10 protein-coding genes are annotated in these 16,074 nt (G+C 70.8%); all 10 read left to right on the forward strand.

The window, feature by feature from the left end:
- Nucleotides 1–52 precede the first annotated feature (52 nt).
- The 10 genes from RGE_RS10185 to rsxC all read left to right on the forward strand — a co-directional run bounded on the left by RGE_RS10185 (nt 53) and on the right by rsxC (nt 16,073).
- Nucleotides 53–895, forward strand: coding sequence for a methionine ABC transporter ATP-binding protein (locus tag RGE_RS10185; RefSeq protein WP_014428293.1), 843 nt, complete (start codon nt 53–55; stop codon nt 893–895).
- A complete protein-coding gene (locus RGE_RS10190) occupies nt 888–1,550 on the forward strand; it encodes a methionine ABC transporter permease (RefSeq protein WP_014428294.1) in 663 nt (220 codons plus the stop codon). Before RGE_RS10185 ends, RGE_RS10190 begins: the two co-directional genes overlap by 8 nt.
- A gap of 35 nt (nt 1,551–1,585) precedes the next feature.
- Nucleotides 1,586–2,410, forward strand: coding sequence for a MetQ/NlpA family ABC transporter substrate-binding protein (locus RGE_RS10195; protein ID WP_014428295.1), 825 nt, complete (start codon nt 1,586–1,588; stop codon nt 2,408–2,410).
- Between the two features lie 14 nt (nt 2,411–2,424).
- Nucleotides 2,425–2,979, forward strand: a complete 555-nt coding sequence (locus RGE_RS10200; RefSeq protein WP_014428296.1) for a 1,2-dihydroxy-3-keto-5-methylthiopentene dioxygenase — start codon at nt 2,425–2,427, stop codon at nt 2,977–2,979.
- Between the two features lie 67 nt (nt 2,980–3,046).
- A complete protein-coding gene (locus tag RGE_RS10205) occupies nt 3,047–4,393 on the forward strand; it encodes a phenylacetate--CoA ligase family protein (RefSeq protein WP_014428297.1) in 1,347 nt (448 codons plus the stop codon).
- A gap of 57 nt (nt 4,394–4,450) precedes the next feature.
- Nucleotides 4,451–6,706 carry a helicase-related protein gene (locus RGE_RS10210; protein ID WP_014428298.1) on the forward strand — a complete coding sequence of 752 codons (2,256 nt, stop codon included), beginning with the start codon at nt 4,451–4,453 and terminating at the stop codon, nt 6,704–6,706.
- A gap of 317 nt (nt 6,707–7,023) precedes the next feature.
- A complete protein-coding gene (nhaD, locus tag RGE_RS10215; RefSeq protein ID WP_014428299.1) occupies nt 7,024–8,304 on the forward strand; it encodes a sodium:proton antiporter NhaD in 1,281 nt (426 codons plus the stop codon).
- Between the two features lie 435 nt (nt 8,305–8,739).
- Nucleotides 8,740–9,618 carry a (Fe-S)-binding protein gene (locus tag RGE_RS10220; RefSeq protein WP_014428300.1) on the forward strand — a complete coding sequence of 293 codons (879 nt, stop codon included), beginning with the start codon at nt 8,740–8,742 and terminating at the stop codon, nt 9,616–9,618.
- Between the two features lie 49 nt (nt 9,619–9,667).
- The gene (locus RGE_RS10225) at nt 9,668–14,665 is read left to right on the forward strand and encodes a 2-oxoacid:acceptor oxidoreductase family protein (RefSeq protein WP_014428301.1); all 4,998 of its coding nucleotides are present in this window, start codon (nt 9,668–9,670) and stop codon (nt 14,663–14,665) included.
- Nucleotides 14,666–14,684: 19 nt separating this feature from the next.
- Nucleotides 14,685–16,073: an electron transport complex subunit RsxC gene (rsxC, locus tag RGE_RS10230; RefSeq protein ID WP_014428302.1), complete on the forward strand. Its 1,389-nt coding sequence runs from the start codon at nt 14,685–14,687 to the stop codon at nt 16,071–16,073.
- Nucleotide 16,074 lies beyond the last annotated feature (1 nt).

A 16,074-nucleotide genomic window follows, 5' to 3' on the forward strand; every position in this document is an offset into this window, starting at 1 on the left:
CGGCGGGACTGCTGGAGAAACTCATGAGCCGTTTCCGTCTCGTGTCGTTCCCATGCCCGTCCAGGACCTTTCCGCCGCGCCGCCGCTGATCCGGCTCGACGGCCTCAGCAAACGCTTCCGCCTGCCCGGCGGCGAGGTCTTCGACGCCGTGCACGAGGTCTCGCTGCAGGTGCGCCGCGGCGACGTCTTCGGCATCGTCGGCGCCAGCGGCGCCGGCAAGTCGACGCTGCTGCGCCTGATCAACCTGCTGGAGACGCCCGACCGCGGCCGCGTCGAGGTCGACGGGCGCGTGCTGACCGAACTCGGCAAGCGCGAGCTGCGCCTGGCGCGCCAGTCGATCGGCATGATCTTCCAGCAGTTCAACCTGCTGCAGAACGCGACCGTCTTCGACAACATCGCCTTCCCGCTGCGCCTGCACGGCCGGCGCTCGCGTGCCGAAGTCGCCGAACGCGTCGCCGAGTGCCTGGCCATCGTCGGCCTCACCGACAAGCGCGACAGCCATCCGGCGCAGCTGTCCGGCGGCCAGAAGCAGCGGGTGGCGATCGCGCGTGCGCTGGCGCCGCATCCGTCGGTGCTGCTGTGCGACGAGCCGACCTCGGCGCTGGACGCCGACACCACGCGCCAGGTGCTGCGCACGCTGGCCGACATCAACGCCCGGCTGGGCGTGACGATCGTCATCGTCACCCACGAGCTGGAGGTCGTGCGCTCGCTGTGCCGCCACGTCGCGGTCGTCGAACGCGGCGCGGTGGCCGAGCAGTTCGCGCTGTCGGAGCACGGCGTGCGCCGCCGCACCTCGCTGGGCCGGGCGCTGCAGCGCCTCGTGGACCACCCGCCCGAACTCGACGCCGAAGGCGACGAGGCCGTGGCCGAAGAACCGGAGCCCGCCCATGCCTGAGAACATCGTCTCGCTGCTGCCCGAACTCTGGACGGCGGTCGGCCAGACCGCGCTGATGCTGGCCATCGGCCTGGGCTCGGCGCTGATCGTCGGCGGGCCGCTGGGCGTGTGGCTGTTCCTGCTCGGCCCGGGCCAGCCGCTGGCTTCGGCGCCGGTCTACGGCGTCGTCAGCTGGATCGTGAACCTGGTGCGTTCCTTCCCCTTCATCATCCTGCTGGTGGCGCTGGTGCCGGTCACACGCGTCATCGCCGGCACCTCGATCGGGCCGCTGGCGGCGGCGGTGCCGCTGTCGTTTGCGGCGATCCCGTACTTCGCGCGCCTCGTCGAGCAGACGCTGCGCGAGGTGCCGCGCGGCGTCGTCGAGGCGGCGCACGCGATGGGCGCCTCGGAACTGCAGATCGTCTGGCGCGTGCTCGTCGTCGAGGCGCGCTCGGGGCTGGTGCTGGCGCTGACGGTGCTGGCGATCAGCTTCCTGTCGTACTCGGCGGTGGCCGGCGTCGTCGGCGGCGGCGGCATCGGCGACCTCGCGATCCGCTACGGCTACTACCGCTTCCAGACCGACGTGATGGTGTTCACCGTCGCGATCCTGGTCGTGCTCGTGCAGCTCATCCAGTTCGCCGGCAGCGCGATCGCGCGCCGGCTGGACAAGCGCTGAGCTTTCCCTTCTTCCGCCAACAAGGAACCCGTCCCATGTCGTTCTCGCGCCGCTCGCTGCTGTCCGCCGCCGTCGCTCTCGCCGCCGTGCTCGGCGCCGCGACGATCGCCTCCCAGGCCCATGCGCAGCAGAAGAAGGAGCTGGTGATCGGCGCCACCGCCGGTTCCAACCTCGACGTGCTCAAGCTCGGCATCAAGCCGCAGCTCGAACAGAAGGGCTACAAGGTGAAGCTCGTCGAGTTCAACGACTACGTGCAGCCGAACAAGGCGCTGGCCGACGGCGCGCTCGACGCCAACTTCTTCCAGCACATCATCTACCTGAAGAAGTTCGCCGCCGACCAGAAGCTCGACATCGTCGACATCGTGCAGGGCCCGATCGCGCCGCTGGGCCTGTACTCGCGCAAGTTCAAGACCGTGGCCGACGCGCGCGAAGGCGCGCGCATCGCGCTGCCCAACGACCCGACCAACCTCGCGCGTTCGCTGGTCTTCCTGGAGCAGCACAAGCTGCTGACGGTCAAGCCCGGCGTCGACCCGCTGCGCGTGACCGAGAAGGACATCGTCGCCAACCCGAAGAAGATCCAGCTCGTGCCGCTGGAAGCCGCGCAGCTGCCGCGCGCGCTGGACGACACCGACTTCGCCATCGTCAACGGCAACTTCGCGATCGCCTCGGGCCTCAAGCTCACCGAAGCGGTGGCGCTGGAGAAGACGCCCGACTACTACCTGCTCGTCGCCGCCGTGAAGCGGGCCGACGCCGGCACGCCCTGGGCGCACGACATCGCCGAGGCCTTCAAGACGCCGTTCTTCAAGCAGGTGCTGGACAAGAACTTCGCCGGCTACGCCCGTCCGTCCTTCCTGCAGTAAACCGGGAGCGCACGATGCAGGCCTGGCTCTTCGACGAAGACGGCGGCGTGCGCGAGCACGCACGCGGCACGGCCGCCGGCGTGGCGCTGCTGGCGCGCCTGGGCGTGGACGCCGGGCGCGTGGAGATCGAGCCCGACGCCGACTCGGGCCACCACGCGGCGCTGGACGCGCTGCGCCGGCACTACGGCATCGTGCACGAGGACCGCGTCACGGTGCGCCCGGGCGACCCGGCCTGGCCGCCGCTGCGCGCGCGTTTCCTCGAGGAGCACACGCACGCCGACCTGGAGCTGCGCGTGTTCGTCAACGGCCGTGGCCTGTTCCACGTGCGCCTGCCGGCGGGCGGCCTGGCCGTGCTGTGCAGCGCCGGCGACTGGATCGCCGTGCCGGCGGGTCTGGCCCACCGCTTCGACGGCGGCCGCCTGGCCGACTTCGAGGCGCTGCGTTTCTTCTCGCGTGCCCAGGGCTGGGAGGCAATGCCCACCGGCGCCGGCGCGCCGACGCTGCCGCTGCTCGACGAGCTGCTGGCCGGGCGCGTGACCGCGCCGCCGGCCGTCGCGAGGCTTGCATGAGCCCTCAGGACTTGTCCGGGGCTCATTCCCGCTCGGCGGGACCGGCCGCCAGGCCGGAGGGTGCCCAATGAGCGCCGTGCTGGCCCAGCTCGGCACCGAACGCCGCTTCTGGGCGCCGGCGCTGGAGACCCAGTCACGTGCCGACTGGGATGCGCTGAAGCTCGAACGCCTGCGCCGCCACCTGCGCCACGCCGCCGAGGGCTCGCCGTACTACCGCGCCGCCTTCGCCGCCGCCGGCGTCGGCCCCGAGGACCTGCGCACGCTGGACGACCTGCGGCGTTTCCCGACGCTGGACAAACGCACGCTGCGCGACCGCCAGCTGGCGGTGCCGCCGCTCGGCGACATCGTCGCCGTGCCCGAGCGCGACGTGGTCTACGTCTGCGCCTCCAGCGGCTCGACCGGCGTGCCGACGGCCTCGCCGTTCACCGCCGAGGACTTCGACGACTGGATCGATTACGAGGCGCGCCAGTTCTGGTCCTCCGGGCTGCGGCCCGAGGACCGCTACGGCCACGCGCTGAACCTGTCGCTGTTCGTCGGCGGGCCCTGCGTGCTCGGCGCGCAGCGCCTGGGCGCCTTGAGCGTGCACGCCGGCACGCTGCCGTCCGAACGCCTGTTGCAGATCGCGCAGCAGTTCCGCCTGACGGCGCTTTGGACGACGCCGTCCTACGCCTGGTACCTGGGCGAGACGGCGCTCAAGCAGGGTCTGGACCCGCGCCGCGACCTGCAGGTGCGCCGGCTCTTCGTCGCCGGCGAGCCTGGCGGCTCGATCCCGCAGACGCGCCAGCGCATCGAGGCGCTGTGGGGCGCCAAGGTCTACGACTACTACGGCCTGTCGGACATCTTCGGCTCCTGCGCCGGCATGTGCGAGCAGCAGGACGGGCTGCACTGGGCCGAGGACCACATCCACTGGGAGGTGCTCGACGCCGCTGGCGAGCCGGTGCGCGAGGGCGAACGCGGCGAGCTGGTCCTGACCACGCTGACCAAGCGCGCGCGGCCGATGATCCGCTTTCGCACCGGCGACATCGTCTCGTTCACCACCGAGCCCTGCCGCTGCGGCCGCACCAGCGCGCGCCTGCTGGGCGTGCACGGCCGGCTCGACGACATGCTGATCGTCAAGGGCGTCAACCTCTTTCCCAGCGACGTCGAGGCCGTCGTGCGGCGTTTCGCCGAGTTCAACGGCGAGTACCGCCTGGTCGTCGAGCGCGTGCAGCATCTGGACCGGCTGACGGTGGAAGTCGAGACCGCGCCCGGTTTCGTCGGCGACGCGCCGGGCCTGGCCGGGCGTTTCGCCCATGCGCTGAAGAGCGCCAGCGGCGTCTCGGCCGAGGTCCGGCTGCTGGCGCCCGAGACGCTGCCGCGTGCGACGCACAAGGCGCGCCGTGTCGACGACCGGAGGGGCGCGCTCTGGGGATGAGCGGGCAGGGCGCCGGCGCGGGCGGTTAGAGTCGGCGCCTCGCCCTGTTCCCGTTCCATGACCGTTTCACGCCCGACCGACACGCCGCGCCCGCTGCCCCATCTGCCCGAGCCCCGCCACCTGGCGCGTGTGCCCGCCGGCGTCTCCCCCGAGGACTTCGAGCGCGTGCGCCGCGCGGCGCACCTGCTGCCGCAGGTCACCAAACCCGCCGAATACCTGGAGCCGCACGCGCCCGGCTTCGAGGCCCACCTCGACAAGCTCGGGCTGATCCTGCTGCAGAAGGCCGCCGGCACGCGGCCCAGCCGCTGGATCGAGCCGCGCCTGGTGCCGCTGGCGCTGGCCCATCTGGACGCGGTCGGCACCGGCCCGGACGTGCGCGCGCTGATGCACGAACGCGCCGCGACGCTGGAGTCGCTGGGCCTGCTGCGCCACGCCGGCGCGTTCACCCGGCTGCTGCAGGACACGGTCGAGATCCCGGTGCCCGAGGAGCCTCCGTTCCCGGTGGTGCTGCCGTTCCGGGTGCAGGTCGACGACGCGCCGGTCTGGAGCTTCTGGCGCACCGGCGACAGCGCCGCGCTGCAGGCCGCGCTGGGCGCCGGCGTGCCGCACCCGCAGCGCGCGGCGATCCTCGCGCACCTGGAGCGTCTGGTCGCGCGCAGCCACGCGCTGTCGCCGCGCGAGCTGGTGTCGCTGCTGCCGCGGCTGTCGGCCGAGTGCGCGCGCCCGCAGGCCGCCGACGAGCTGATGGCCGCCTGCACGCGCGTGCAGGACCGCTGGGAGCACCGCGTCACCGAGCTCGACACGCTGCAGGGGCTGACCAGTGAGCTGGCCTTCCAGGGCTATCCCGACACCTTCCCGAAGGCGCGTGCGCAGCAGCGCACCGTCAAGCTCTACGTCGGCCCGCCCAACAGCGGCAAGACCCACGCCGCCTTCGAGCGCCTGTGCCAGGCGCGCGACGGCACCTACCTGGCGCCGCTGCGCCTGCTGGCGCTGGAAGGCCGCGACCGCATGGTCGCGCGCGGCGTCGCCTGCTCGCTGCTGACCGGCGAGGAGAACGTGCCCGCCGAGGGCGCGCGCTTCGTCTCCAGCACGATCGAGATGGTCTCGACCAACAACCCGGTCGAGGTGGCGGTGGTCGACGAGGCGCAGATGATCTTCGACCCGGCGCGCGGCTGGGCCTGGACCCAGGCCATCGTCGCCGTGCCGGCCAGCGAGCTGATCATCATCTGCAGCGAATACGCGGTGTCGGCGATCGAGAACCTGCTCGGCGTCTGCGGCGAGCGCTGCACGGTGCGGCGCTTCGAGCGCAAGCAGCACGTCGAGCTGCTGCCGCGGCCGGTGCCGCTGGGCGGCCTGCAGTCCGGCGACGCCGTCGTCGCCTTCAGCCGCCGCGACGTGCTGACGCTGCGCGACGCGATCGCCGCCAACGGCCGGCCGGTGTCGGTGATCTACGGCGCCTTGCCGCCCGAGGTGCGGCGGCGCGAGGCCGAACGTTTCGCCAGCGGCGAGTCGGAGATCCTGGTCGCCACCGACGCCATCGGCATGGGCCTGAACCTGCCGATCCGGCGTGTGCTGTTCTCGACGCTGAGCAAGTTCGACGGCGTCGGCGACCGCCTGCTCGACGAGTCCGAGGTGCACCAGATCGCCGGCCGCGCCGGGCGTTTCGGCATGCAGGAGGAAGGCTTCACCGGCGTGCTCGACCTGGCCGAGCCGACCGCGGCGCGCACGCTGAAGGAGCTGCTGCACCGCCAGCCCAAGGCACCGCGTCAGTTCAAGGCGCCGGTGGCGCCCAACGGCTGGCACGTGCGCACGATCGCCGAGCGCCTGCAGGCCACCCGGCTGCGCGAGGTGCTGGGCGTCTTCGTCGAGCGGCTCAAGCTCGACGACGCCCACTTCGCCGTCGCCGAACTCGATGCGATGCTGGCGCTGGCCGAGCAGCTGGACCACGCCGCCGGCGCGCTGCCGCTGGCGGCGCGTTTCGTCTACGCCCAGGCGCCGGTGGACACGCGCAGCGAGGACACGGTGCAGGAGTACCTGGACTGGGCGCGCGGCCACGCCAAGGGCGCCCGTGCCGGCCGGCCGTACTTCCTCGACGCGGTCGACGGCTGGAGCCGGCTCGACCGCATCGAGCAGGCGCTGCGCGCCTGCACGCTGTGGCTGTGGCTGGACCTGCGTTTCCCCGGCGTCTACGGCCTCGTCGAGGAGGTGCACGCCTTGCGCGCCGAACTCAACGACGGCATCGAGCGCCAGCTGCAGGGCAAGCGCCCGCTGGCGCAGATGCGGCGCGGCCGGCGGCAAGCGCCGCACCGTTAAGGGGTGCGACGCCCCAATTTGTCACATGGTGGGAATGCTTGTGGTCGATCAATCCATTTCGGCTGGCGAAAGCATCCAATCCCCTTCGAGCCGTGTTGCCATCGCGACGCGGCCGGACACACGGCGGCCGATGAGGCCGCCGCTGCAGTGACGCAGGCCGCCGGAACGATCTCCGTCCGGCCGCACGACCGTCGGCTTCGTGCCGCCTCCGACCGGCGCACGAGGTTGGCGCACGCCGTCCCGGCATCCGGGGCGCCCGTTGCCGGGCCCCGCTGCAAGTCCCGGACATCCGTCTTCCGTTCTCCCGTTCCGATTCCATGCTGACTGCGCTCGTGATGGTTTTCGTCGCCGCCTATGCGGCGATCGCGCTCGAACACCCGCTGAAGATCAACAAGTCGGCCTCCGCGCTGCTCGGCGCCGGCCTGCTGTGGACGATCTACGCCACCGTCACCGCCGACCACCAGCGTGTCGGCGCCGAGCTCGGCGAGTCGCTGATGGGCACGGCGCAGATCGTGTTCTTCCTGATGGGCGCGATGACCATCGTCGAGGTCGTCGACGCGCACGACGGTTTCGAGGTCATCACCGAGCGCATCCGCACCGCGACGCTGTCGTCGCTGCTGTGGCTGGTCGGCTTCGTCACCTTCTTCCTCAGCGCCATCCTCGACAACCTGACGACGACGATCGTCATGGTCTCGCTGATGCGCAAGCTGCTCGCCAAGCGCGACGACCGGCTGTTCTTCGCCGGCATCATCGTCATCGCCGCCAACGCCGGCGGCGCCTGGACGGCGATCGGCGACGTCACGACGACGATGCTGTGGATCGGCGGCCAGATCACCGCGCTGTCGATCATGCGCTCGGTGTTCCTGCCCTCGATCGTCAGCCTGCTGGTGCCGCTGGCGATCACCGCCTTCGTGCTGCGTGGCAAGCCGGTGATTGCACCGGCCGAGGCCGAGCGCGGCGAAGGCCGGGCGACGACGCCGTTCGAGCGCAAGCTGATGCTGTTCCTCGGCCTGGGCATCCTGGTCGCGGTGCCGGTGTTCAAGACGCTGACGCACCTGCCGCCGTTCATGGGCATCCTGTTCGGCCTGGGCATCCTGTGGCTGGTCGGCGACCTGATCCACCGCGACCAGGACGACGAGGCCAAGGAGCGCTTCACGCTGGCCGCCGCGCTGAGCCGCATCGACATGAGCTCGATCGTCTTCTTCATCGGCATCCTGCTGGCCGTGGCGACGCTGGAGCACACCCACGTGCTCGGCGGCATCGCCGAGTGGCTGGACCGCGAGGTCGGCCGGCTCGACGTCATCATCGTGCTCATCGGCCTGGTCAGCGCGGTCGTCGACAACGTGCCGCTGGTGGCCGCAGCGATGGGCATGTACGACCTGGCGGTCTACCCGCCCGACCACTTCATCTGGGAGTTCCTGGCGTACTGCGCCGGCACCGGCGGCTCGATCCTGATCATCGGCTCGGCCGCGGGCGTCGCCGCGATGGGCCTGGAGAAGATCGATTTCTTCTGGTACGTGCGCAAGATCAGCGGCCTGGCGCTGGTCGGCTATCTGGCCGGCGCGGCGGTCTACCTGCTGGAGCGTCACCTGAACTGAGCGCGCAGCCCCGGCAAGGCGCTTTGTGCGGCTGCGGGGCGCGGTTTCAGCGGTTCGAGATTGCGATTTTGGGGTTTGTCCGGGTCGCATTTCTCGCCAGATGAAGTCGTTTGTCGTTCGTCAATCCAGCTTGCCAGGGGCCCGGGTCCAATTCGTTTCAGGGTCGAACCGCCATCGCGGAGCGGCCCGGGTTTCGGCGGTCAACGTGGTCGCCGGCGTAGTGAAGTGGTCTGTCAGACCGATCTCTGGCTGCCCTGTGAACGACGCTTCATCCCGCCGCCGACCGGCGTCAGGAGTTGCCGACGCTTTGCATGCGTAGCCCCGCCCGCATCCGGCTCGACGCCGGCGCGGCTCGACTTTCGCACTTGGCATCGGACGCTCTTGCGGGCTGGGCGCTGTGGGGCGCATGAGTAGGACGGTCCGGGAGAGGTTTCGATGGAGCAGGTAGGGGTCTTCGGCATCGCGGGCGGCTTCATGGCGGCGCTGGGCGTCGCGCTGGCCGGTGTTCTCGCGTTCGCCAATCGTCGGCTGTCGGTGCAGGAGGATCCCCGCATCGACGAGGTCGAGAACCTGCTGCCCAAGTCCAACTGCGGTGCCTGCGGCCTGGCCGGCTGCCGCAACTTTGCCGAGAAGGTCGTCGCCGGCGAAGTCGTGCCGGCGCGCTGCACGGTCAGCAGCCCGGATCAGGTCGGTTCGATCGCCCAGTTGCTGGGCATCGGCGCCGGTGAGGTCGAAAAACGCGTGGCGCGTCTGGCCTGCGCCGGCGGCAAGCACGTGTCGCGCATGCGCGCCCACTACGCCGGCCTGGAGACCTGCCGCGCGGCGGCCGTGGTCAGCGGCGGCGGCAAGGAATGCGCCTGGGGCTGCCTGGGCCTGGGCGACTGCGTCGCCGTCTGCAAGCACGGCGCGATCACGCTGGACCTGCACGGCCTGCCGGTCGTCGACGTCGACAAGTGCACCGCCTGCAACGACTGCGTCGAGGTCTGCCCCAAGGGGCTGTTCTCGGTCGAGCCCGAGGACCGGCGGCTGTGGATCGCCTGCCGCAACCGCGCCGAGGGCGACGTCGCCGAAGCCTCCTGCGAAGTCGCCTGCACCGCCTGCGGCCGCTGCGTCGCCGACGCGCCCGCCGGGCTGATGGCGCTGAAGAACAACCTGGTGGAGATCGACTACGGCTGGAACGACCAGTCCGAGCGACGCTTCACCGACCGCTGCCCGACCGGCGCGATCGTCTGGTTCGACGACCGCGGCCGCCCGCTGCGCGGCCATGCCGCCAAGAAGATCCTGCGCCACGACGCGCTGCCGGTGCGCCAGTAGTTCCGCGCGCCCGCCCCACCGTTTTCAACATCCGTCCGAGGAATCCCAAATGCTGAAGAAGGTCATCGACTACCTGACCGGCGACAACCGCCGCGACAGCGAGCCGCAAACCGTCAAATACCCCGGCGTGCGCGACGCGGTCGACGGCAACACCGCCGTCATCATGGTCGAGCGCGAGGCCTCGGACGCCGCCGGTGCCTACCCGATCACGCCGTCGACGCAGATGGGCGAGTACTGGGCGCAGGAAGTCGCCGCCGGCCACCTGAACGTCTCCGACCGGCCGCTGATCTTCGTCGAGCCCGAGAGCGAACACGCCGCCGCCGGCGTCACCGCCGGCATGTCGATGACCGGCCTGCGCGCGACCAACTTCTCGTCGGGCCAGGGCATCGCCTTCATGCACGAGTCGCTGTACGCGACGGTCGGCAAGCGCCTGCCCTACGTGCTGAACATGGGCTGCCGCGCGATCACCAAGGCCAGCCTGAACGTGCACGCCGGCCACGACGACTACCACTGCATCGACGACACCGGCTTCATCCAGGTGATGGCCAAGAGCGCCACCGAGGCCGCCGACCTGAACCTCATCGCGCGCAAGCTCGCCGAGCTGTCGCTGACCCCGGCCATCGTCGGCCAGGACGGCTTCCTGACGACGCACCTGATCGAGTCCGCCCGCATCCCCGAGCGCGAGCTCGTCGCCGAGTACCTCGGCCGCCCCGACGACCTGATCGACTCGCCGACGCCGGCGCAGGCCATGGTCTACGGCCCCAAGCGCCGCCGCGTGCCGGCGATCTGGGACGTCGACGTGCCGCTGCTGTCGGGCTCGGTGCAGAACCAGGACGCCTACATGCAGGCCGTGGCTGCGCAGCGGCCGTACTTCTTCGACGCGATCGAAGCGCTGTCCGAGCAGTGCATGGCCGAGTACGCCGCGCTCACCGGCCGGCGCTACGGCCGCGTCGGCGGCTGGAAGCTGGAAGACGCCGATTACGTCATCGTCGGCATGGGCAGCATGGTCGTGCAGGCCGAGGCCGTGGCCGACTACCTGCGCGAGACGCGCAAGCTCAAGGTCGGGGTGCTGAACATCACGATGTTCCGCCCCTTCCCGGGCGACCTGGTCGGCCAGGCGCTGCGCGGCAAGAAGGGCGTCGTCGTGCTCGAGCGCACCGACCAGCCGCTGGCCGAGGACCTGCCGCTGATGCGTGAGGTGCGCGCCTCGGTGTCCAAGGCGCTGGAGAACGGCCTCGCCGGCTCGGACGCGCTGCCGCACAAGAACTACGCCTCGATCGCGCCGCAGGAGATGCCGCGCCTGTACTCGGGCTGCTACGGCCTGGGCTCGCGCGACCTGCAGCCCGAGGCGCTGATCGGCGCCATCGAGAACATGCTGCCCGGCGGCGCGAAGAAGCCGTTCTTCTACCTCTCGGTGGACGTCCAGCGCGACCCGCTGAACCCCAAGGACGAGCTGCACCAGCAGGCGGTGAAGGCGGGCTACCCCAAGGCCGCCGAGATGGTCGTGCGCGGCAGCGAGAACCCGAACCTGATGCCCAAGGGCGCGATCACGGTGCGCATGCACTCGATCGGCGGCTGGGGCGCGATGACCACCGGCAAGAACCTGGCGATGACGCTGTTCGAGCTGCTGGACTACGAGATCAAGGCCAACCCGAAGTACGGCTCCGAGAAGAAGGGCCAGCCGACGACCTACTACCTGTCGGCCGCGCCCGAGACGATCCGCGTGAACTGCGAGTACGTCAGCGTCGACGTCGTGCTCTCGCCGGACCCGGCGGTGTTCAGCCACTCCAACCCGCTGGCCGGGCTGAAGAAGGGCGGCGTCTTCATCATCCAGAGCAATCTGGGCGAGGGCACCTGGGCGGCGTTCCCGCGCTGGGCGCAGCAGATCATCGTCGACCAGCAGATCCGCGTCTTCTACCTCGACGCCTTCCAGATCGCGCGTGAGGAGGCCGGCAGCGCCGACCTGCAGCTGCGCATGCAGGGCAACGCCTTCCAGGGTGCGTTCTTCGCCGCCTCGCCGGTGCGCGAGAACGCCGGCCTGTCCGAGGAGGCGCTGTTCCGCGCCATCGAGAAGCAGCTCGAAGCGAAGTTCGGCTCCAAGGGCGCGCGTGTCGTGCAGAACAACGTCACCGTGGTGCGCCGCGGCTACGACGAGCTGCGCGAGATCGTCGACAAGACCGTCGGCACGACGGCCGCGCCGCGTGCCGTGGCCGCGCTGCCGATCACGCTGCTGCGCACGCCGCAGGGCGACGCCAAGTCGCTGCCGCCGGTGGCCGACATCCACCGCTTCTGGGAACAGACCGGCCACTTCTACGCCACCGGCAAGGGCAACGACAACCTGCTCGACCCGTTCATCGGCGCCTCGCTGGTGCCGGCGGCCAGCGGCATCTTCCGCGACATGACCGGCATCCGCTTCGAGCATCCTGAATGGGACGCCGACAAGTGCACGGCCTGCGGCAAGTGCGTCACCGCCTGCCCGGACAGCGCGATGCCGGGCCTCGTCAACAAGACCGACGAGGTCTTCGCCACGGCGCTCAACCGCGTCGAATGCGGCGGCACGCCGACGCGTTTCCTGCGCCGTGCGGTGCGCACCGCCGACAAGAAGCTGCGCGGCCTGATCGGCAAGGGTGACGGCGTCGCCGTGCGCCCGCTGATCGACCAGGCGATCGCCGCCACCGTCGCCGAGGCGCCGGAGGAGGACCGCGAGAAGATGGCCGCCGAGTTCGAACTGCTGAAGGCCCAGCTCGGCGACTTCAAGTTCTCGGCCACCAAGCCCTACTGGCAGGTGCGCGAGAAGAAGAACCCCGGCAGCGGCGGCCTGTTCTCGATCACCGTCAACCCGCTGACGTGCAAGGCCTGCGGCCTGTGCGTCAACGTCTGCAACGACGGCGCGCTGAAGATGGTCACGCAGAGCGAGGCCTCGGTCGAGCAGCTGCGCCGCGACTGGAGCTTCTGGCTGGACCTGCCGACGACCAGCCGCGAGTTCATCCGCGTCGAGAACATCGACGAGAAGAGCGGCGCGCTGGAGACGCTGCTGTTCGACAAGGCGGTCTACAACTCGATGAACTGCGGCGACGGCGCCTGCCTGGGCTGCGGCGAGAAGACCGCGATCCACCTCTTCACCTCGGCCGTCGCGGCGCTGATGCAGCACCGCGTCAAGCCTTTCGTGGCCAAGCTCGACACGCTGATCGAAGGCCTGCAGCAGCATCTGCGCACCCGCCTGGCCGAGTCGGTGGACGTCTCCGACACCGGCGCCGTGCTGCGTGCCGTCGAGGCCAACGCGACGCACGACCTGACGCTGTCCAAGCTGGCCGACAGCCTGGCCGCCGGCAAGCCCTCGCAGCCGCTGGACCCGGCCTGGGTGAAGCGGGTCGCGCAGTTGCTGGAGAAGCTGAAGGACCTGCGCTGGCGTTACGTCGAGGGCCCGACCGGCCGCGGCCGCGCCAACATGGGTATCGTCAACTCCACCGGCTGCACCTCGGTCTGGGGCTCGACCTACCCGTACCACCCGTATCCCTTCCCCTGGACCTCGCACCTGTTCCAGGACTCGCCGTCGGTGGCGATGGGCCTGTTCGAGGGCCACATGGCGAAGATGGCCGAAGGCTTCAAGACCGTGCGCATGGCCGAGATGGAGCTCGCCGGCAAGTACGTCGAGGAGCGTGACGGCAACTTCTTCAAGCGCTTCAACTGGGAACAGTTCAGCGACGAGGAGTGGAAGCTGTGCCCGCCGGTCGTCAGCCTCGGCGGCGACGGCGCGATGTACGACATCGGCTTCCAGAACCTGTCGCGCATGCTGATGTCGGGCAAGCCGGTGAAGGTGCTGGTCGTCGACACCCAGGTCTATTCCAACACCGGCGGCCAGGCCTGCACCTCGGGCTTCATCGGCCAGGTCTCGGACATGGCGCCGTACGGCAGCGCCTGGCACGGCAAGGTCGAGCCGCGCAAGGAGATCAGCCTGATCGGCATGGCGCACCGCACCGCGTTCGTCATGCAGGGCACGATCGCCCACGCGACCAAGCTGCTCGACGGCTTCATCGACGGCCTGAACTCGCGCCGCCCGGCGCTGTTCAACGTCTACGCCGTCTGCCCGCCGGAGCACGGCGTCGGCGACGACAAGAGCGTCGACCAGAGCAAGCTGGCCGTCGAGAGCCGCGCCTACCCGCTGTTCCGCTACGACCCGGACGCCGGCGCCACCTTCGCCGAGTGCGTCAGCCTGGCGGGCAACCCGGCGATGAGCGCCGACTGGCCGACCTACAAGCTGAAGTACCTCGACGAGAACGGCACCGAGCAGCGCATGGACCTGCCGGTGACCTTCGCCGACTTCGCCGCCACCGAGGCCCGCTTCTCCAAGCACTTCCGCAAGGCGCCGGCCGAGACCTGGAACGACGCGATGATCCCGCTGGCCGAGCTGCTGACGCTGCCGGCCGACGAGCGCGGCGGCCGCTTCCCCTACATCTGGGCGGTCGACGCCAAGCGCCGCCTGATGCGCCTGCTGGTCGCCCAGGAACTGGTGCGCGCCTGCGAGGAACGCCAGCAGTACTGGCGCCAGCTGCGCGACCTGGTGACGCGCGAGAAGCCGGCCGACATCCCGGCGATCACCGAGCGCGTGCGCGGCGAGCTGCTGCAGAAGCTGAGCTCGGCGCTGGCGGCGCCGGCGGCTGCGGCCCCGGTGGCGGCGGCGCCGGCCCCGGTGGTCGCGGCGCCGGTCGCGCCGGCCCCGGTGCAGGCTCCGGCTCAGACGGCCCCGGCCGCCAAGCCGGCCGCCGCGGCCGCCGAGGCCCCGGTGGTCAACGGCGCGCACGAGCCGGTCTGGGTCGACAGCCCCGAGTGCTCGGCCTGCGACGAGTGCATCACGCTGGCCCCGGGTGTCTTCGCCTACGACGGCCGCCGCCGCGCGGTGGTCATCAACCCGAAGGGTGCGAGCTACTCGGACATCGTGAAGGCGGCCGAGAAATGCACCGCCGGCTGCCTGCACCCGGGAACCCCGTGGAACCCGGCCGAGCCGAACCTGGAGAAGCTCAAGCAGCGCGCGGCCAAGTTCAACTGAACGGCGACGCGACACACCGATGAAGCTGCTCAACTTCCTGCGCGGCGAGACCTTCGCGCGCGGCATCCATCCGCCGGAGCACAAGCACACGGCGGCGACGCCGATCCGGCGCCTGCCCTGGGCCGACGAACTCGTCGTCCCGCTGGCGCAGCACATCGGCAAGCCGGCCCAGGCGGTCGTGCGTGTCGGCCAGGAGGTCGTGCGCGGCCAGCCGATCGCCAAGGCCGACGGCTGGCTGTCGGTGCCGCATCACGCGCCGGCCACCGGCGTCGTCAAGGCCATCGAGCTGCGGCCCACGGCACGCGGGCCGTGGACGCCGTCCATCGTCATCCGCCCGCACGCCGCGGCGACCCAGGAAGACCTCTGGGGCGTGGCGCGCGACGCCGACGCGATGACGCCCGACGAGATCCTGCAGGCCGTCTGGGACGCCGGCCTCGTCGGCCTGGGCGGCGCGGCCTTCCCGACGCACGCCAAGCTGAAGGTGCCGCCGCAGGCCAAGGTGCACACGCTGGTCATCAACGGCTGCGAGTGCGAGCCTTATCTGACCTGCGACCACCGCACGATGGTCGAGGAGGCGACGGCGCTGGTGCGCGGCATCGCGCTGTCGATGCGCGCCACCGGGGCCGTGCGCGCCATCGTCGGCATCGAGGACAACAAGCCCGACGCGGTGCTGGCGGTCAAGGCCGCGATCGCCCAGGCCGGGCTGGAGAACGTCTTCGCCGAGGCGGTGCCGACCAAGTACCCGCAGGGCTCGGAGAAGATGCTGATCATGTCGCTGTTCGGGGTGGAGATCCCCTCCGGGCAGCTGCCGGTGTCGCTGGGCATGGTGATGAACAACGTCGGCACGATGGCGGCGATCGGCAAGCTGCTGCCGGCCGGCCAGGGGCTGACCGAGCGTGTCGTCACGATTGCCGGCCCCGGCGTCGCCCGCCCGGGCGACTACCGCGTGCCGCTGGGCACGCCGATCTCCTTCGTGCTCGACTGGGCCGGCGCGCCGCGCGATGCCACCAGCGCCTGCCAGCTGGTGCTCGGCGGCCCGATGATGGGCCAGGCCGTCGCCGCGCTGGACACGCCGGTGACCAAGGGCGTCTCCGGCGTGCTCGTCTTCCGCCGCGAGGACATGGCCGAACGCGACGACCGCCGCACCTACCCGTGCATCAAGTGCGGCCAGTGCGTCGAGAGCTGCCCGATGGGCCTGAACCCGTCGGCGCTGGGCATGTTGGCGGCCAAGCGCGAGTACGACGAGATGGGCGCGCATTACCACCTCGGCGAGTGCTTCGAGTGCGGCTGCTGCACCTACGTCTGCCCGTCGAACATCCCGCTGGTGCAGCAGTTCCGCGTCGCCAAGCAGGTGCTGCGCGAACGCGCCGCGTCCGCTCCCGCCGCGCCCGCGGCCACGCGCAGCTGAG

The sequence above is a fragment of the Rubrivivax gelatinosus IL144 genome, assembly GCF_000284255.1.
In the GTDB taxonomy this organism is placed as follows: domain Bacteria; phylum Pseudomonadota; class Gammaproteobacteria; order Burkholderiales; family Burkholderiaceae_C; genus Rubrivivax; species Rubrivivax gelatinosus_A.